Origin of the sequence: Halosimplex pelagicum (assembly GCF_013415905.1) — an archaeon.
Taxonomy (GTDB): Archaea; Halobacteriota; Halobacteria; order Halobacteriales; family Haloarculaceae; genus Halosimplex; species Halosimplex pelagicum.
The window spans coordinates 3,940,002-3,957,232 of record NZ_CP058909.1 but is presented as its reverse complement, the minus strand read 5'-3'; the positions used below and the strand labels follow the sequence as shown (position 1 = coordinate 3,957,232).

General features: G+C 63.6%; 17 protein-coding genes. 6 read left to right on the top strand and 11 right to left on the bottom strand.

All coding sequences use genetic code 11. From position 1 onward, the window contains the following. Positions 1-227: 227 nt before the first annotated feature. The 3 genes from HZS54_RS19920 to HZS54_RS19910 form a co-directional block, all read right to left on the bottom strand. Entirely contained in the window at positions 228-605 is a 378-nt protein-coding gene (locus HZS54_RS19920; protein WP_179918799.1) for a hypothetical protein, read from the bottom strand. 314 nt (positions 606-919) lie between these two features. Beyond that, entirely contained in the window at positions 920-1,672 is a 753-nt protein-coding gene (locus HZS54_RS19915; RefSeq protein ID WP_179918798.1) for a CAP domain-containing protein, read from the bottom strand. A 388-nt stretch (positions 1,673-2,060) separates the two neighbouring features. Continuing rightward, entirely contained in the window at positions 2,061-2,282 is a 222-nt protein-coding gene (locus tag HZS54_RS19910; RefSeq protein ID WP_179918797.1) for a hypothetical protein, read from the bottom strand. 199 nt (positions 2,283-2,481) lie between these two features. Between HZS54_RS19910 and HZS54_RS19905 the strand changes: the two genes are divergently transcribed. Continuing rightward, positions 2,482-3,147 carry a metallophosphoesterase family protein gene (locus tag HZS54_RS19905; RefSeq protein WP_179918796.1) on the top strand — a complete coding sequence of 222 codons (666 nt, stop codon included), beginning with the start codon at positions 2,482-2,484 and terminating at the stop codon, positions 3,145-3,147. A gap of 32 nt (positions 3,148-3,179) precedes the next feature. Here the strand turns inward: HZS54_RS19905 and HZS54_RS19900 are convergent, their stop codons facing one another. The 7 genes from HZS54_RS19900 to HZS54_RS19870 all read right to left on the bottom strand — a co-directional run bounded on the left by HZS54_RS19900 (position 3,180) and on the right by HZS54_RS19870 (position 9,863). Then, the gene (locus tag HZS54_RS19900) at positions 3,180-5,126 is read right to left on the bottom strand and encodes an SWIM zinc finger family protein (RefSeq protein WP_179918795.1); all 1,947 of its coding nucleotides are present in this window, start codon (positions 5,124-5,126) and stop codon (positions 3,180-3,182) included. Positions 5,127-5,189: 63 nt separating this feature from the next. Continuing rightward, positions 5,190-5,690 (bottom strand): hypothetical protein, encoded by a 501-nt coding sequence (locus HZS54_RS19895; protein ID WP_179918794.1) that lies wholly within the window; start codon positions 5,688-5,690, stop codon positions 5,190-5,192. Further along, complete coding sequence (locus HZS54_RS19890) at positions 5,690-6,229, bottom strand: DUF7342 family protein (protein ID WP_246391702.1); 540 nt, start codon at positions 6,227-6,229, stop codon at positions 5,690-5,692. Before HZS54_RS19890 ends, HZS54_RS19895 begins: the two co-directional genes overlap by 1 nt. Positions 6,230-6,780: 551 nt before the next feature. Then, positions 6,781-7,338: a hypothetical protein gene (locus HZS54_RS19885; RefSeq protein WP_179918793.1), complete on the bottom strand. Its 558-nt coding sequence runs from the start codon at positions 7,336-7,338 to the stop codon at positions 6,781-6,783. Beyond that, positions 7,335-8,660: an NRAMP family divalent metal transporter gene (locus tag HZS54_RS19880; protein ID WP_218927087.1), complete on the bottom strand. Its 1,326-nt coding sequence runs from the start codon at positions 8,658-8,660 to the stop codon at positions 7,335-7,337. Before HZS54_RS19880 ends, HZS54_RS19885 begins: the two co-directional genes overlap by 4 nt. Before the next feature lie 125 nt (positions 8,661-8,785). After that, positions 8,786-9,100: an AzlD family protein gene (locus tag HZS54_RS19875; RefSeq protein ID WP_179918792.1), complete on the bottom strand. Its 315-nt coding sequence runs from the start codon at positions 9,098-9,100 to the stop codon at positions 8,786-8,788. Beyond that, positions 9,093-9,863 (bottom strand): AzlC family ABC transporter permease, encoded by a 771-nt coding sequence (locus HZS54_RS19870; RefSeq protein ID WP_179918791.1) that lies wholly within the window; start codon positions 9,861-9,863, stop codon positions 9,093-9,095. Before HZS54_RS19870 ends, HZS54_RS19875 begins: the two co-directional genes overlap by 8 nt. Before the next feature lie 369 nt (positions 9,864-10,232). On the opposite strand from HZS54_RS19870, the gene HZS54_RS19865 reads away from it, so the two are divergent. Both HZS54_RS19865 and HZS54_RS19860 read left to right on the top strand, forming a co-directional pair. Further along, complete coding sequence (locus HZS54_RS19865; protein WP_179918790.1) at positions 10,233-12,488, top strand: NADP-dependent malic enzyme; 2,256 nt, start codon at positions 10,233-10,235, stop codon at positions 12,486-12,488. 48 nt (positions 12,489-12,536) lie between these two features. After that, the gene (locus HZS54_RS19860) at positions 12,537-13,430 is read left to right on the top strand and encodes an NAD(P)-dependent oxidoreductase (RefSeq protein WP_179918789.1); all 894 of its coding nucleotides are present in this window, start codon (positions 12,537-12,539) and stop codon (positions 13,428-13,430) included. Between the two features lie 43 nt (positions 13,431-13,473). Here the strand turns inward: HZS54_RS19860 and HZS54_RS19855 are convergent, their stop codons facing one another. After that, the gene (locus HZS54_RS19855; RefSeq protein WP_179918788.1) at positions 13,474-14,310 is read right to left on the bottom strand and encodes a sugar phosphate isomerase/epimerase family protein; all 837 of its coding nucleotides are present in this window, start codon (positions 14,308-14,310) and stop codon (positions 13,474-13,476) included. Between the two features lie 166 nt (positions 14,311-14,476). On the opposite strand from HZS54_RS19855, the gene HZS54_RS19850 reads away from it, so the two are divergent. The 3 genes from HZS54_RS19850 (at position 14,477) to HZS54_RS19840 (ending at position 17,231) form a co-directional block, all read left to right on the top strand. Further along, positions 14,477-15,139 (top strand): helix-turn-helix domain-containing protein, encoded by a 663-nt coding sequence (locus HZS54_RS19850; protein ID WP_179918787.1) that lies wholly within the window; start codon positions 14,477-14,479, stop codon positions 15,137-15,139. A 140-nt stretch (positions 15,140-15,279) separates the two neighbouring features. Continuing rightward, on the top strand, positions 15,280-16,143 hold the full coding sequence (locus tag HZS54_RS19845; RefSeq protein WP_179917545.1) for a spore germination YkwD domain-containing protein: 864 nt from the start codon (positions 15,280-15,282) through the stop codon (positions 16,141-16,143). Positions 16,144-16,223: 80 nt separating this feature from the next. After that, on the top strand, positions 16,224-17,231 hold the full coding sequence (locus HZS54_RS19840; protein ID WP_179918786.1) for a mannonate dehydratase: 1,008 nt from the start codon (positions 16,224-16,226) through the stop codon (positions 17,229-17,231).

Here is a 17,231-nt window from a genome sequence, read left to right as displayed (position 1 = left end):
TTGACAGCACACCTTCTGGTTCATCTGGTAAAGGCTTTGTTACGACTTGGGAGGCAGTATCAGGGAAATCGACCTGGACAACTGAACAAATTATCAGGGATGAAGTGAATTGAGCCCTGATTCAACGAGATCTGATTGTGACGCTATGGACAAGATATTCAACGTTGAGTGATCGAAGGTTGTCTTCGTATCTAAGTGGATCAAACGTCCGACCGGGATAGAAATTGCTACTGGAAATCTAAATCTGGAAGGTTAATTAGACTGTCTTCAGCCTTGGCTTCTTTTTCTAACTCCGCCTCAAACCATCTCTCTACCTCATTCACGTCCTGAGGACTTTGACAGCAGTAATATCCCCACCCGGTTTGAAATAGCAAGACTGCTGAAAATTCGACATCAGGTGGGTAGAACGCTACTGCTTGACCATCCATTCCGTCCAGCACATCAAATTCATAACTTCCACGACCGTGTTCAAGCGGATGGATTTTCATCCCTAAGGCTTGTACATGTACTCGGCCAATCCCGGTTTCGAACTTCTGAACCACATTGTATTCATCTAGAAATTCTGTGACAGGTTCTGGTTCATCCCCCAGATTGGTATCTCTCATACACCCAGGTAATGTTCAGATAAATATAGTAGTGTGGGTGAATATAACTTGTCTGCGTAAATGTTATCGAGTCCAGATCGATCTCATCCAACACTACAACGACGCTCATCGGAGAGTAAAACCCGGAACATCCGTCTCAAAGATGTCTACGTTTTGCAATCTCAGATGAACGGACTGAAATCGGAAAGAACAGTGTGATCTCTCCTCTACGGCGCTGGAGTGAAGCAATAACTGTGCGCCCCAGTTGGTGGAACTAAGGTAGTTTGGAATACAACAATTTCTCGGGCGGCTATGGATTCGAGTGAGCATCACTCTCAGCTGAAATTCTGGGTTACGAAAAGTGCGCCGTCGCCCGCTTGATACACACCGATCCCTTCGTTCGCAAATCCACCCTTGAGGATGTTTTCTCGATGGCCCTGGGAGTTCATCCAACCGTCGACGATGTCAGTAGCAATGGACTCCGTGTCAGCGGAGATCGTAGCGTACTGTTTTGCGATGTTCTCTGCCGCTCGGTCCCCGCTATAATTGACTTCTTGATACCGGTCGGCCGTGGTCGTTCCATCGGGTGCCTCGTGTGCGAAGAAATTCCCCGACGCCATCGCTCGACTATGGGTTGCCGCGATGCTGGCGAGGTGTGTATCGTACGAAAGTTGACCATATCCGTGCTTCGTTCGGCGATTATTTGTCGCGGTATGGATCTCTCTTTCCAGACGTGATGGTGTGATATCACCGGGGAGTTGTGCAAATCGCGTAGCGGCGATGACGCTGGCATGGACGCCTCCATGCGGATTCCAACGCGCTCCGACACCGATGTGAGTGAAGTCCGTCTGCCGAGCAAGAAAATCCGAGAGAAACTCGTCGTATAATTCGTTCGCAATGGCATCGGCTGTCTGCCCAGCAGGGTACCCCTCAAACGTAGACAGCTGATACCCGCCGGTTGCGAGTGATTGACGGTCCAGCTCTTCAGAGAGGCTCGGAACGCAGGACTCCGAACCGAAGTAATCGCTCTCGACGGTGCTGTCCGCATGTGACTTGGCTATCGCTGAGAGCGCCCTATCGCTTTCCACAGGGGCCGCTGTGCTGCTGCGCAAGCGCCGAGTGAGGCTTGCCTCGATATCCGTTCTGGCGACTTGATCCCGAAGGGAGACGACAGCTGGAAGGGTTCCACTGTCGAGAGAGGTTCCACACTGTGGACACGCGGTGGACCGTTTGATGCTGACGCCGCACTCGATACAGGTGAGTGCTCCATCGACTTCGAGGACAAGTCCGTTACACCGGTCACTGTCGTGATAGCCTGCAGGGGTTCGCGCCCCGCATTCGGGACAGACTGTCGCAGTCGTTTCGACAGTCGGGACCCGGTCAAACATCGTCCAGTAGCTCCAGTGGGCCACAAGTCGTGCTCATTGATGACTCCACTATGAGAACACAACCTCTTCATCCCGACGAATGGTAATCTCAGTTGGAGTTAGAGGGTCTCTTGGAAGACTGGTCTGAGTGAGTTTTGTCTTCCACGAGAGACAGTATCGGGTCTTCCTCCATCTGTGATATCTGTTCTACGTGGCTCTCGGAGGATTCGTCGAGGTTGTTGAAGTAACTCTGATTCCTTCTAACCTCTCTTATCAAGGCTTTCAGTTCCGGGTCGTACTGCCCGATTACCTCCACTTCGTGCTGGCTCATCAGTTGGTGAATTATGAGCACAATCTCATCAATAGGCTTTGTGGGCGATCATCATGACTTCTGCACCTCGATCGAGTTTTCACGCATCGACTCAGATCGATTCAAGACAGTACACGAATCCCCTCTGCTCTCCGTGACCCATCTGGCGTTTCGTCAAGTCATGCGGTAAATCAATGCTTGCTGAACCAATAGCACGTGTATGCGAATCGGGATCATCTCGGATGTCCACGGGAATCTCCCTGCGCTCGAAGCCGTGCTCACGGATATGTCTGATGTCGAGAAAATCGTGTGTGCCGGCGATGTTGTCGGGTACAACCCCTGGCCGGCGGAATGCGTGAATCGAATCCGCGAAGTTGCGTCGGTGACGGTCAAAGGGAATCATGATAGAATTGTCCACACGCCCGAGCGGTACAGTCACAACGACATGGCTCAACGGGGGCTCGAGCATGCGAAAGACCAACTCTCAGACGAACAACTTGCGTGGCTCGATACACTGCCACGCAAGACCACCATCGGGGACGATCAGTTTCTCCTGGTCCACGACCACCCCGAACATCAGGATGAATACGTCTGGCCTGCGGAATTCCCTGAGCTTCGACCATACTTGGACGACTACGAAGGGGCGATAATCGGTCACACGCATATTCAGCACGAAGCCACCATCGACAACCGACTCATCTTTAACCCTGGAAGCGTCGGTCAGCCCCGAGACAAAGACCCGCGGGCAGCGTACGCGGTCCTCGATACTGACGAACCAACTGTTTCCCTCCATCGCGTGGAGTACGACATCGATTCAGTGATTTCCCGCGTAGAGGCAGCTGGGCTTCCTCCGAGGATTGGAGCGCGACTCCTAGACGGAGAGTAGGCGAGCAGCGTGATACTACGCCTGGACCACGATCAGAACCCGGCGTTCTCTAGTTCGTCGATAAACGCCGGTCGGTTCGAGTGTTTGTCCTTCAGAAAGTCGACGAACTCCTCGAATCGTTCGTCGGGAACTAGTCCCTGCATCTCTCTCAAGTGGTCAGCAACCTCTCGATAGTGGCGTCGGCCCGTGTCACCAGCTGCAAATGGGACAAGCAGTTCTCGATACCGTTCGAAGTACTCCTCCGGATCAACCCTTGCGACTGTGTCTCGATATCGTTTCAGTACGGACAAGTCGTCACTGTCTTTCAGTTCCCTAAACGCTTCTTCGAGGTCGCCATCGTGGACGTACAGCGCGATACGCTGCTGGCGGTCGTCCGCAAACTGCTGTTGGAACTCTTCCCAGAGCGATTGCCATTCCCGGCTGTCACAGCTGTCTTTCAGATCGTCGTAGGCTGCCCACTGGGTGTGGTTGAGAAACAATTCTTTCAGCGTGGCACGATATCTCTCCGGGTTCCGATCCTCGTAGAGGTCGGCAGCGAGCCAACGAAGATCGCGCGTTGAGTCGAAGGTATCGATACCGTCTTCGATGACTTCGATTGCCCGTTCCTCGTTCCCATCGTCTCTCAGCCGCTCGGCGTACTCTTTACAGAAACGGGGGCTTTCGAGATAGACCTCTTCATACAGGGATGCAACTGCTTCTGTCTCACCGAGTTCGTTGAGGAGATAAATATACGTGGAGAGAACGCGCTGCGTGCGAAGTGACGAGGATATCTCAGCCTCGTCGGCATGTGACTCGGTCGGTTCGATATCTACGGTGTGTTCCTCGATAGTGGTCGGGTCGTCCACGCGAAGTGATTCGAACGCGTCACCGACGAAGTACTCCAGTTTCAGTGGCCCGACTGCCGGATGTTCAATGTCGAGCGTCCCACCGGTGAAATCGTCGGTAGTGAGCGGTCCCTCGGTGAAATCAGAGGTATAGAGGAAATCAGCTGCTCGCTCACCGTGGCGCTTTGCGGCATGGTCTGCCATGTACTCGTCATGTGCGGGCATCTGCTCTCCCGATGTCACTGTGTCGAGAGCGGGACTCGACACACGGGAATTCAACAACTCCAGCCAGTATTCGAGGTCGGCAGTCGCCGTACAGAGTGTTCGCAGCGCGTCGTCGTAGTAGTCACTGGCCACCCCGTGGTCCGCTTCGATGAACTCCTGACACAGATACTCGATGTACGGCTGTTTTTGCTCGTGGTCGAGATTCCGTTCTACGACAGTCTCTGCATACGATTCGATAGCTCTCTCCAGTTCGGTACCGTAATAGCCGCCGCTGTCGTCGACGCGGTTCAGGTTCTCACGGATCGTCTCCGCAATCGCTTGGTAGATATCCGTCGCCGCGTCGATGTGGTCGCGCTTTCGATGTGTCTCCGCGAGGTCGTAGTACTGCGAGAAGTCGATGTGCGTGTCGTATTCGACTATTCCTCGGCTGCCGGTCGCGTCCTCGAACAGCCGGTCGATCTCCTGCTTGTAGTCGTAGACGGTCTTGCCTGTGTCTCCGCCCGTGAACGCGACGAAACGGTCACGGACATCGCGGTTGTCTTCGATGATGTCGAGCAGAAACGTTCGGAGGTCTGCAGCGGCCGTTCGTTCGACCAGCGCGTCGATATCCGTGACGTCCGATAGAGCCTCGTCTGCATCCTCAGCGTCGCTGGTCACCTCGGTATTACGGTCATCGACGGCCAGCAAGACAGCAACGATGTGCTTGCAATCTCCCGCGTAGTCGTACGGGCAGCTACAGCGGGTACGGATGGAACCGGTCCCGATCTCGATGGCCACGTCGTAATAGTCGGAACCTCGGACGGTCGCGGTGATTTCGTCGTCGTCGATATCCAGTTCCCGAACACGACCTTGACGATAGTAATCTCGCCCCCGCTCGAAGGACTGGTCAGTACAGAGAGACCGTATCTCCTCTTGCGTCGGAGAGTCCATCTGTCAGGTGCCACTACCAAGTCCGAGTCCGAAAGCGTAGCGTTAGATCCAGCCGATCGGACCTTACTGAGACACCGGATCGAGTCCGACGGGGCGTCCTTGCTCCCACTCGACGGCGAAGACGAGATCGCGAAGCGAGTTGCCTCGCTGTTCCACAACGTCAAGCGGGTGTGAATCGACAAACCGTGCCCGTTGATGCTCGACAGGTGTTGCTCCGTCGTTCACTTGCAGGTGAACCGGCCCGAGGTCGTCGTGTGTATCGTCCTGATGCCACCCGACCAGCAGACTACGCTCTGGTTCGATCCAGTTGAACCAGTAGTGCTCGTGCGGTGCCCCGGTCTGTAGTTGGAACCCGATCTCGACCCGCGCAGTCGTCACCGGGTACTCGTCGTCTTCCAGAAACTGTCGCGGGTTCACATCGGCGACGACTCGGTACGGGCCCGCTTCGCGCGGTTCGGCACGCCGCCGTCGAACGTTCTCGAACTCACCGCTGAGTCGATGCTGGATGCGGTCGTGAAGGCGCTTGTGCTGCAAGTTCGCCCGGTTAGCGAGGAACACAACCATCAGGCGAGCGACGAGGGAGAGTCAGTCCGTGGTGACGAGAGTTCAATGACATCATCGTACAGCTGGAGGGCGTGCTTGACCAGCCCGAGTTCCGTGTTGATCGCTTCCCACGTGGCGATCGCGTTGCGACGCTCACGGGTCTCCTCTGCCGAGAGTTCCTCGTCGACGAGCTGTTCTCGGAACTCATCGAGCGAACCGACGTTGTACTCAGTAGCCAACTCCTCCTGTTCCTCCTTCAGCTCCGTGAGCTGGCCCTCCAGTTCGTCACGTGAATGGCTCTCGATCAGGTCAGTTACTTCGTCGAAGAGCATCCGCACGGGATTCAAGTCGTAAGCTTTCGTTCCATCGACGGTCGTCTCAGTGACCCAGTCGTCACTCCGTAATCGCTGGAGCTCGTCGTCGGCTGTCGCGCGCGAGACATCCGCCCGATCCGCGATATCCTGTACCGGCGTTGGCTCGTCGAGCACCTCCACCACGTGCCGAACGCGTTCGCGCCCGCTCATACTCTCCGTCCACGATTCCAGGTCCGATTCGGTCATCTGTGTCCACTCTTGCAGCGCGCAGTTCAAATAATTTAGCTCCGCCAAATTATTCGAGTGGCGATGGCAGTGCCCCGAAGAACTATCTATGCGAGACTGGACGGATACTGAGTGGCCGTCTGAGCGTGAGTGGGTAGGGTCGGAAGGCTGCTTTCGTTGGGATGCTCTCCGAAATTATCGTCTGAATCGATGATGTCTGAAGGGCAATCTACCGGGAATTTATGGGACATCGGACTCAATACTCACTTGGCACAGGCTGAATCCCGGATCATCGAGAGGGAAAACAAGCCACAGAGGGGCCACCTCCGTGCAGAGGGGGGTGGCCTCTCACGGCAAGGACCAGGGTTCGAATCCCTGACGGAGCATCCCAATCCCCCTTCCTGCCGGTAGTTTTCGCCCGTGAGATGTGAGAAACAGTGGTCACGTCCCAGCGCAAACCGAACCAGTTGAACCGGCGACCCCGACGCAGTCCTGCGATTGGGAACTTCGGTCTCGCGGCGCCGGGTGACCACCAGTCAATCCCGGGCGGAGACGGCTGTTTCCGTGTGTCGTCAGTCACCGAGCGTAATCGTTCGGTCGGCCCACGTCCGCAGTCGCTGGACGACGTCGCGTTCTCGAACGGAGACCGGGTCGTGCGTCCCGAGTTCGTCGCTCTCGAACGCGTTGAGGACGGCCGTTTCGGCGGTGGCGCAGTAGTCGAGCAGCCGTTCGACCTCCTCGGGCGCGTGCTGGTATCCGATCGTGGCGTCGTTCACGAAGACGGCAGCGGGAGTAGCCGGCGCGTCCGCGAGCCGGTCGGCTACCGCCATCGCATTTTCCCCGGCGAGCTCGCGTAATTCCGCTTCACTCTCGCTTTCGGCCCGGGGCGCGTGCGCGTCGACTTTCCCGACCCAGACGGCCGTCGGGATATCCGTATACCGTTCGAGCCTTCGACCGAGGACGGTCCCGTCGCGGTCGTACTCCGGGCCGAATTCGAGGAGGACGACGTCTGACCCTCCCTCACGGTCGATCCAGGCCTCCATGGCGCGGGCGGTGAGTCGCGTTTTGCCGGCCTGGGAGGGGCCGACGATCAGCGTCGATCCGTCGAGCGGAAAGCCCAGTTCAGTCACGCGAGCGCGCCCTCCCCGCGGACGAACTTCCCGAACACCCCGAGCGTCCCCAGTCCCAGCACGACGGCGAAGAGGAGGATCGCCCCCGACAGCAAGCCGATCCCCGCGGCGACCTGCTCCCTGACGAAGTTCGCCGCGAGCGTTCCGGAGACGAGTAGCAGGGCGAGCCCGGCGAGATTCGCGAGCGACGAGTTCGATTCGGGGACCGCCGAGGAGTTGAGCAGATACAGCACGACCGCGATCGCGAACGGCGTTCCGACGGTCCCGATCGCGAGCACGAGCGCTAGCTGACTCAGGACTGGGCCGCCGATGAACGCGCCCGGAGCCGAGAGGAGCGCGGCGACGACGAGGAGCCCGCGGTATCGCTCGTCCTCGACGGTCGTTCCCCAGCCGAGTTTGTCCGCGAGGAGGAACGGCGGGACGATCGTGTTCGCGCCGAGCGTCGAGACCGCTGCGCCCAGGAGGCCGACGAGGAAGAGTGACTTCGCGAACGGGCCCGCGAGCGGCCCCAGCGCCTGTGCCGCTTCCACGGTCGAGAGGTCGCCGGAGGTGAGGACACTCGCCGTGACGAGGTAGATCGCGACGCTGTAGGTCCCGAACGCGACCAGCATCGACGCGACCACGTCGAACGTCGCGAGATCGGAGTCGGCGGCGGTCCACCCGCGTGCTCGCATCGTGTAGGAATGCATCGTAATCAGAGTGATGTGGACGGCACCGCCGAGGATTCCCGCCGCGACCAGTGCGCTTCCGGACGGGAGCGAGGGAACGAGTCCGCTGACCGCTGCGGTCGGATCGATCGGGACGACGAACAGCGACGCGACGAACGCGACGACGACGCCGCTGACGAGGACTTTGGCGGCGACTTCGAGGAACCGGTACCCCCGAGTGGCGAGCCCGACCGCGAGGACACCCGCCCATACGACGCCCCAGATACGACTGTCGACGCCGGTCACGGTCGCCGAGACGCCGGCGACGGTCTTCATGATCAACAGCTGTGCGGCCCCGGCCGCGACCACCACGTCGAGGACGAGCAGCCAGGCCCAGGTGTCTCCGAGCTGGTCCGTGACCACGCCGACGATACCGCGTTCGGTGAGCAGTCCGAGGCGCATCGCGAGATACTGGGCGAACGCCCCGGCGACGGCCGAGAGGACGACGATCCAGAACAGCTCGTATCCGAAGCCGCCACCGGCGGTAATGAGCGATCCCATCGTCGCCGGGCCCGCGGCGATCGCGCCGGCGACCCACGACGGCCCCATGTTCGAGACGAACGACTTCACCCGGCCGGCCGATGTCGGCTCCCCGCTACCCGTCGGCGTTTGCATACCACCGCTTCGGAACACGCGCCGTATGAAGGTTTCTACACGGTAGTACCACTGGGTGGTACGCGTACGCCGGTCCCCGGCTGGCGCTGACTGGCCCGTCGGTCTCGATCGACGTCGCGGTCACGTCACAAAACAGTGCGAAACGCGACGACGGCGCCGACGCCGGCGACCAGCGCGAGGAAGATGTTCTCCGTCCGCCAGGCGACGATGGCGACGACGCCGCCGGCGAGCCACTCCGGGGGACCACCGGCGGCCAGTTCCGGTCCGATAACGGCGACCACGATGGCTCCCGGAAGCACTTCGAGGGCGGCCTCGGCTCGCTCGCTGATCCCCACGTGCGTCAGCAGCCACAGTCCGCTGGCCTTGGTGAGGTAGGTGACGAACGCCATCCCCGCGATGACACCGACGACTGTCGGATCGAGGGCGAACGCGTCACTCATAGCGAGCCACCTCGACGACAGCGGCGGCGAGCCCGCCGGCGATGACGTGCCACTGGCCGGACAGCAACTGCGAGGTCGCCAGCGCCGTCACCAGCGCGACGGCCCACGGGACGGCCGTCGACGACCCGTCCCAGAGTTCCACCGCGAGCGCGACGAACGTCGCGACGAGGACGAAGTCCAGCCCGAAGGTAGCGGGGTCGTCTATCACGCCGCCGACGGCGACGCCGACGACAGACGAGGCGACCCAGAACACCCAGATGGCGAGGCCGCTTCCGAGCAGGAACGCACCCCGCTGGCTCCCGGACGTGAACTCGCGCATCGTCAGCGCCCAGTTCTCGTCGGCCATGAAGAACAGACTGAGGTACGCCCGCGTCCCGGACAGGTACCGGAACCACGGCCGCAACGCCGCGCCCATCAGCGAGTACCGGAGGTTCACCGCGAAGACCGCGAGCACGACGGTCGCGACCGGGATCGGATCGGACCACAGCTCGACGGCGATGATCTGGGAGGCGCCTGCCAGGACCGTCGCACTCATCAGGGCCGCCTCCACGACGGTCAGCCCGGCCCGGTCGGCGAGGACGCCGAAGGCGATCCCGTACCCGGCGACACCGAGCGCGATCGGCACACAGGTCAGGAAGCCGTCGCGTATCCCGGCGCGATCGAACACCACTTCGTTCGCAGCGGCGTCCACCGACGCGCCCGGGTCATCCGTAGCTCGGTCCGCCGACTGGTCTACTTCGGAGGGGTGGTCGTTACCGGTCATTACAGGGAGGACACTCCAGCGTCGATAGCGACGGATCAACTGTTACCCTCTACCGTGTGAATACGATATCGATTCAGCGATCAAGCGCGTAGAATCGGTGTGATTTCCGCCCACGAACGGGGCGGGATTTCTCGGCGGACAGTAGTCGGAAGGCATCGTGATTCGGAAGCGGGTCGGTACTAGTTAGCCATCCCGCTCAAGTCTCGCCGGGAGCATCCGACGGACAGTTCTCGCCGCTGTTTCCCTTCCCGACAGCGGTCGCTCCGCTCGGTTCGCACCGACCAGGTCTCGACGACGGGGGCCGTTCGGGTCGTTCGCCGGAATTGCGTGCATCACATAGCTTTACTGACTCAGTCGGGAAGGGGGCGTATGACACTCGAAGACGACTCGCTGGAGTACCACCGGGCGGACCCGCCCGGGAAGATCGAGATCCGGACGACGAAGTCGACGAGCACGCAGCGGGACCTCAGTCTGGCGTACTCGCCGGGGGTCGCGGGGCCGTGCCGGGCCATCGACGAGGACCCAGAAGCGGCCTACGAGTACACGTCGAAGGGGAACCTCGTCGGCGTCGTCTCCGACGGGTCGGCGGTACTGGGACTGGGCGATATCGGGCCCCAGGCCTCCAAGCCGGTCATGGAGGGGAAGGGAGTGCTGTTCAAGCGCTTCGCCGACATCGACGTGTTCGACATCGAGGTCGACCACACCGACCCCGACGACTTCGTCGACGCGGTTGCGGGGATGGAGTCGACGTTCGGCGGGATCAATCTGGAGGACATCGCGGCGCCGAAGTGCTTCGTCATCGAGGAACGGTTGCGCGAGCGGATGGACATCCCCGTGTTCCACGACGACCAGCACGGGACCGCCATCATCTCCGGCGCCGCCCTGCTCAACGCCGCGGAGATCGGCGGGAAGGACCTGGAGTCGCTGGAGGTCACCTTCGCCGGGGCGGGGGCGGCGGCCATCGCGACGGCGAAGTTCTACGTCTCGCTGGGGGTCCGCCGTGAGAACATCACGATGGTCGACATCGACGGGATCCTCACGGCCGAGCGGGCCGAGGCGGGCGACCTCAACGAGTACAACCGCGAGTTCGCCAGCGACGTGCCGGAGGGCGACCTGGCCGACGCGATGGCGGGAGCGGACATGCTCGTCGGGCTGTCGGCGGGCGGGATCGTCGACGCGGAGATGGTCCGGTCGATGGCCGACGACCCCATCATCTTCGCGATGGCCAACCCCGACCCGGAGATCGGCTACGAGGAAGCGAAAGCCGCCCGCGACGACACCGTTATCATGGCGACCGGGCGGTCGGACTACCCGAACCAGGTGAACAACGTGCTGGGGTTCCCGTTCCTGTTCCGCGGGGCCTTAGACGTGCGGGCGACGGAGATCAACGAGGCGATGAAGGTCGCGGCGGCGGAGGCGCTGGCCGACCTGGCGAAACGGGACGTGCCGGACGCCGTCCGGCGGGCCTACGGCGACCAGCCGCTCCAGTTTGGCCCCGAGTACATCATCCCGAAACCGCTGGACACGCGGGTGCTGTTCGAGGTGGCGCCCGCCGTCGCCGAGGCGGCCGTCGAGTCGGGCGCCGCGCGCGACGCTCTCGACCCAGACGCCTACGTCGAGCGGCTGGAGGCGCGCCTGGGCAAGTCCCGCGAGATGATGCGTATCGTCCTGAACAAGGCCAAGAGCGACCCCAAGCGCCTCGCACTGGCGGAGGGGGCCAACGAGAAGATCATCCGCGCCGCCCACCAGATGACCGAGGAGGGGATCGCCGAGCCGGTGCTGATCGGCAACCGGACGACCATCGAGCGGAAAGTCGACGGGTTGAACCTGGATTTCGACCCCGAGGTCGTCGACCCGGCGACGGGCGAGTGCGACGAGTACGCCGACCGGCTGTACGAGCTGCGCCAGCGGAAGGGCATGACGCGCCGGGAGGCCGCGGAGACGGTCCGCGACGGCGACCACTTCGCCTCGGTGATGGTTGAGCGCGGCGACGCCGACGCGATGCTGACCGGACTCACCCACCACTACCCCTCCGCGTTGCGCCCGCCGCTGCGGGTTATCGGCACGGAGGACGGCGTCGACCACGCCGCCGGGGTGTACATGCTTTCCTTCGAGAACCGCGTCGTGTTCGTCGCGGACGCGACGGTCAATCAGGACCCCGACGAGGCGACGCTGGCGGGGGTGACGCGCCACGCCGCGGGGGTCGCTCGACGGTTCGACGTGGAGCCGCGGGCGGCGCTTTTGTCGTACTCGGACTTCGGGAGCGTCGACAACGAGGGCACCCGCAAGCCCAGAGGGGCGGCCGAGCGGCTCCGCGAGGACCCCGCCGTGGACTTCCCGGTCGACGGCGAGATGCAGGCCGACACCGCCGTCGTCGAGGACCTGCTCGTCGGCGACTACGAGTTCGCCGAGATCGACGAGCCGGCGAACGTGCTGGTGCTCCCGAACCTCGAAGCGGGCAATATCGTCTACAAGCTCCTCCAGCGACTCGGCGGTGCGGAGGCCGTCGGCCCGATGCTGGCGGGGATGGCCGACCCCGTCCACGTCCTCCAGCGCGACGACGAGGTGAAAGACATCGTGAATCTGGCCGCCGTGGCGACCCTCGACGCCCAGCGGTCGGAGTAGCGGCCGCCGAGTCGAACGTTTATCCGCTCGGTGGCCGTCCGTGGTCACATGCCCACGGTCGGAGTGATCGGCGTCGGCTACATCGGGAAGACGTTTCTCGACCGGCTGGCCGACACCGAGTACGACACGGTCGCCTACGACGTGGACGACTCGCAGGTCGACGCCGCGACCGAGCGCGGTGCGGTCGCGGCCGAGAGCCCCGCGGACGCGACCCGGCGCTCGGAGTTCGTCGTCCTGGCGCTCCCTGGGACGCCGGAGGTCGAGGCGGTGATGGAGAGCGAGGATGGCGTGCTCGGCGCGCTCTCGGCAGGCCAAACGGTCGTCGACGCGACGACGACCCGCCCGGACACCTCCCGTGAGTGCGAGGCCTGGTGCGAGGAGCGCGGCGCCGCCTTCGTCGAGGCGCCGATCACCCGGGCGGCGCCCCGGGACGGCGCGCACATGATGGTCGGCGGGACCGACGAGGCCTACGACGCGGCCCGCGACCTGGTCGAGGCCCTGAGCGACGACCACCTCCACGTCGGCGCGGCCGGGGAGGCGACGGTCCTGAAACTCGCCTTACAGATGCGCTACGCGGGGCGGAACGCGCTGGACGCCGAGATCGTCGAGTTCACGCGGGACAACGGCGTCGACCCCGCGCACCTCCGCGACTTCTTCGGCATGGACGTGTCCGAACGACTCCTCGACCGCGAGTTCGCCCAGGACATCGAGGGGCTGGGCGGGCTGGCGATCTGGCACAAGGACCTCGGGTACGCCCGCGAGGTCGCCCGGGCGAACGGGACCGCGCTGCCGATCAACGCGGCCGTCCACGAGGCGTTCAAGGCGACCGTCCGCCGCGCCGGTCCCGACGAGGGCCACGCCGCGACCCTGCTGCGGTACTGGGAACTGCTCAACGACGCGAGCGAGCGGGCGTTCCAGCCTGCTACCGAACGCGAGGAGTGAGCGAAGCCGACGGCTACGGCCCCCGCGGCGGGCGGCCTCGGCCTCAGGCCGAGACGCCGACCTCGTCGGACACGTCCCCCACGTGCTCGGCCGCCCGCTCGTACTCGTCGGGGCCGTCGAGGTGTTCGAGCATGATCGGGAGATCGTCGTCGAGGCCGTCGAGCGCCCGCAGCAGGGCGCGGTAGTCGAGGTTCCCCTCGCCGGGTGGCACCTCCGAGAGGTGGACGAGCGGGTCGCTCCCCATCGCCACGTCCTTGAGGTGGACGCACTGGATCTGGTCCCCGAACTCGTCGACGAACCGCTCGATCAGGGTCGCCGTGTCGGCGTACCTGCGGGGCGAGGCGACGAGGTTCACCGGATCGAAGTGGACGGCGAACGCGTCGCGGTCGACCGCGTCGAGCAGGCGGCGGTAGCTCTCGACGGAGTCGGGTACCATCGCCGGCATCGCTTCGAGGGCGTAGCTCGCGGCGTCGGGGCCCGCGCGGTCGAGTATCTCCCGCACCGACTCGACGACCAGACCGAAGGTGTCCGCGTCGAAGTTGTCGGGGTGGGGGCCGGCCCAGGAGTCACCGCGGGAGCCGGCGACGTTGACCGCGCAGTTGGCGCCGACCGCGTCGGCTAGTTCGAGATGTCGGGCGCAGTGGGCGATCGCCGCTTCCCGCTCGTCGGCGTCCGGACCGACCGGATTCACACCCCAGGCGCCGACCTCGGCGATCACCACGTCGGCGTCGGTGGCCGCCTCGCGATAGGCGCGGACAGTCTCGGGGTCGGCGTCCGTGTCGACGGGGCAGTACGCGGCGGTGTATCCGAGGTCGTCCAGCGCGTCGATCCACTCCTCCGGGGTCTCGTAGTCGGCGAAGACCGGGCCACCGAGTCGCATGCGACCGTGTACCGCGACGAGCCCCAAACCCCTGCCGGAGCGGGCAGTCCCCACCGGTTGTCGCGCCGCTTCCCGAACATCGTTCGGCTCACCGGACGGACTCGGACGAGCCTGGGCGAACATGTTCGGGAACACTGATAGTCCTCGCGGCTCGTAAGGATCACACATGCCGCGGGCCAACCTTGAGATCACCGTGCCGGACTCGGTGTGGATCGGCGAGTTGTCGCGCGAGTACCCGGACGCGCAGTTCGAGATCCTGACGGTCTTCCCGAAGGGGGAGGGCGGCGTCGCGCTGGCGGAGATAACCGCGGACGCCGTCGAGGAGGTCCTGCTGACGATGGACGACTACGACGAGGTGACGAACACGGACTTCCTCCAGCGGACGGCGGAGACGGCGCTGGTGCAGTTCGAGACCTCCAACCCGGTCCTCCTGCTGCCGGTGCGCAACGCCGGGACGCCGCTGGAACTCCCCTTCTCCGTCGTCGACGGGAGCGTCGAGTGGGAGGTCACGGCGCCCCGGGACCGGCTGTCGACGCTGGGCGACCAGCTCCGGCAGTTCGGCATCGAGTTCGAGGTCATGGCCGTCCGCCAGGAGATGGAGACCGAGCAACTGCTCACCCCGAAACAGCTCCGGCTCGTCCAGACCGCGGTCGAGGAGGGGTACTACGACACGCCCCGGGAGTGTACGCTCACCGAGCTGGCCGACGAGTCCGACATCGCCAAGTCGACCTGCAGCGAGACGCTCCACCGCGCCGAGGAGAAGATCGTCAAGGAGTTCGTCGACGAGACGGACCCGGTCGACGAGCGCACGCCCGCGATGCGCGCCTGACCGACCGTCGGGCGCGCGAGGTTCTCGACGAGGCGGCGCGGGTCGACCGCCTGCTCGAACGGCTCCGGCGACCCCAGACGTATCACCTCCCTGTAGTGTATTGGGAAGATTTAAGTCTCGACTCGGGCACCGATCGGAAGGTGGTCGTCGGGGGCGCCGTCGCCGTGGTCGCCGTGCTCGTGATCGGGGGGATCGCGGGTGCGATGGTCCTCGGCGGCGGTGGCGGCGGCGACACGCCGACCCCTGACGACGGCGAGGACGACGCAGACGACGGAAGTGACGGCGGGTCCGCGGCGACGCCGACACCGGCCGCGACGACCGCCGGGAACGGGACCGCGGCGAACGGAACCGGGAACGGGACGGCGACGGCGTTCCCGACGTTGACGCCCACGTCGGCCCCGACGCCGACCGCCACGGGGACGCCGACGGTCACGCCGACCCCGACGGCGATCCCGACGCGGACGCCGATCCTGCCCCGCATGTTCGAGGAGCGCGAGGTCGAACTCGAACCCCGCCGGATGATCAACGATTGGCGGAGGGACAACGGTCTGGACCCGTACACGAACGCGAACGGCTCGCTGGTCAAGCGGATCAATCGGATGTCCCTGAACCACAGCGTCGCCATGGCCGACCGGGGCGAGCTCGTCTACGAGACGCACAACCTCTCGGTCCCGGAGCGCTACAGGGTGTTCGACCTCAAGGAGACCTGCAAGTTCAAGCGGCAGGGCAAGCAGTTCATCGTCTCACCGAACAACTACCAGTTCCAGGTGATCGGTCAGAGTCACATCGGGAGCAACTTCCAGGAGAACGGCGAGACGGTCTACCACGAGAACGAGACCGCCGTCGCTCGCGACATCTTCGAGGACTGGACGGAGAACCCGGTGTACGCCGGTGTGCTCGACTACCCGAACGCCAACCGCCTCGGCCTCGGCATCGAGATCACCGAGGACAACGAGGTGTGGGTGACCAGGAACATCTGCGGTTCCGGCGACACCTCGAACTGACCGGGCGGCGGTTCGACCGGCCGCGTGACCCCCTTCCGCGACCGGAACGCCGATAACGGAGAGGCGTCCAACGGACGAGTATGGTTCAGCTATCGCTCGTTTTACCCCGCCAGCCGGACGAACGCTGGCAGCTCGCGAAGCAGATGGGCGTCGAGCAGGCCGTCGTCCATCCGCTGGAGGTCGGCGACGACAAGACCCACTGGTCGTACGACGACCTGCTCGGGACGAAAAACTGGCTCGAAGACGCCGGCCTGGAGTTCGCCGTCCTGGAGGGCAGCGTCCCCATCAGCGACCGGATCCGACTCGGACTGGACGGCCGTGACGAGGACATCGCGGAGTTCAAAGGGTTTCTCCGGGACTGCGGCGACCTGGGGATCCCCGTCGTCTGTTACGACTGGATGGCCGGCGTCCGCTGGGCGCGCACCGAGGCCCACGTCGAATCCCGGGGCGGGTCGCTCACCACGGGCTACGACAACGCGAAGATGGGCACCGGTCCCGGCACGGACGCGGCGGACGTGACCCGCGAGCAGGTGTGGGATGCGATCGAGTACTTCCTGACCGAGGTCGTCCCCGTCGCCGAGGAGGCGGGCGTCAAGCTCGGGCTCCACCCCGACGACCCGCCGCGCGAGAGCGTGGGCGACATCCCCCGTATCGCCAACAGCGTCGAGAACTACGACCGCGTGCTCGACATCTACGACAGCGAGTACAACGGCGTCACGTTCTGCCAGGGCAACTTCGCCGCGATGGGCGTCGACGTGCCCGAGACGATACGGCACTTCGGCGAGAAGATCAACTTCGCGCACTTCCGCGACGTGGCGGGCGACGCCGACCGCTTCGTCGAGACCTGGCACGACGACGGACCCACCGACATGCAGGCCGCGATGGACGCGTTCGTCGACGCCGGCTTCGACGGCCCGATGCGCCCCGACCACGTGCCGACGATGGCCGGCGAGGACAACTCGAACCCGGGCTACCACACCAAGGGCCGGCTGTTCGCGATCGGCTACATGCGCGGCCTGCTCGAATCCGCCGAGGGGACGGTCGGGGCGGCCCAGGAGACCGCCGAAGCGACGGAGGGCGGTGCCTGA

Bases quoted from the DNA above. Each gene is read 5' to 3' on its own strand.
- HZS54_RS19920 (WP_179918799.1), bottom strand. From the start codon at position 605: ATGAGAGATACCAATCTGGGGGATGAACCAGAACCTGTCACAGAATTT.
- HZS54_RS19910 (WP_179918797.1), bottom strand. From the start codon at position 2,282: ATGAGCCAGCACGAAGTGGAGGTAATCGGGCAGTACGACCCGGAACTG.
- HZS54_RS19905 (WP_179918796.1), top strand. From the start codon at position 2,482: ATGCGAATCGGGATCATCTCGGATGTCCACGGGAATCTCCCTGCGCTC.
- HZS54_RS19900 (WP_179918795.1), bottom strand. From the start codon at position 5,126: ATGGACTCTCCGACGCAAGAGGAGATACGGTCTCTCTGTACTGACCAG.
- HZS54_RS19895 (WP_179918794.1), bottom strand. From the start codon at position 5,690: ATGGTTGTGTTCCTCGCTAACCGGGCGAACTTGCAGCACAAGCGCCTT.
- HZS54_RS19890 (WP_246391702.1), bottom strand. From the start codon at position 6,229: ATGACCGAATCGGACCTGGAATCGTGGACGGAGAGTATGAGCGGGCGC.
- HZS54_RS19880 (WP_218927087.1), bottom strand. From the start codon at position 8,660: ATGCAAACGCCGACGGGTAGCGGGGAGCCGACATCGGCCGGCCGGGTG.
- HZS54_RS19875 (WP_179918792.1), bottom strand. From the start codon at position 9,100: ATGAGTGACGCGTTCGCCCTCGATCCGACAGTCGTCGGTGTCATCGCG.
- HZS54_RS19870 (WP_179918791.1), bottom strand. From the start codon at position 9,863: ATGACCGGTAACGACCACCCCTCCGAAGTAGACCAGTCGGCGGACCGA.
- HZS54_RS19865 (WP_179918790.1), top strand. From the start codon at position 10,233: ATGACACTCGAAGACGACTCGCTGGAGTACCACCGGGCGGACCCGCCC.
- HZS54_RS19860 (WP_179918789.1), top strand. From the start codon at position 12,537: ATGCCCACGGTCGGAGTGATCGGCGTCGGCTACATCGGGAAGACGTTT.
- HZS54_RS19855 (WP_179918788.1), bottom strand. From the start codon at position 14,310: ATGCGACTCGGTGGCCCGGTCTTCGCCGACTACGAGACCCCGGAGGAG.
- HZS54_RS19850 (WP_179918787.1), top strand. From the start codon at position 14,477: ATGCCGCGGGCCAACCTTGAGATCACCGTGCCGGACTCGGTGTGGATC.
- HZS54_RS19840 (WP_179918786.1), top strand. From the start codon at position 16,224: ATGGTTCAGCTATCGCTCGTTTTACCCCGCCAGCCGGACGAACGCTGG.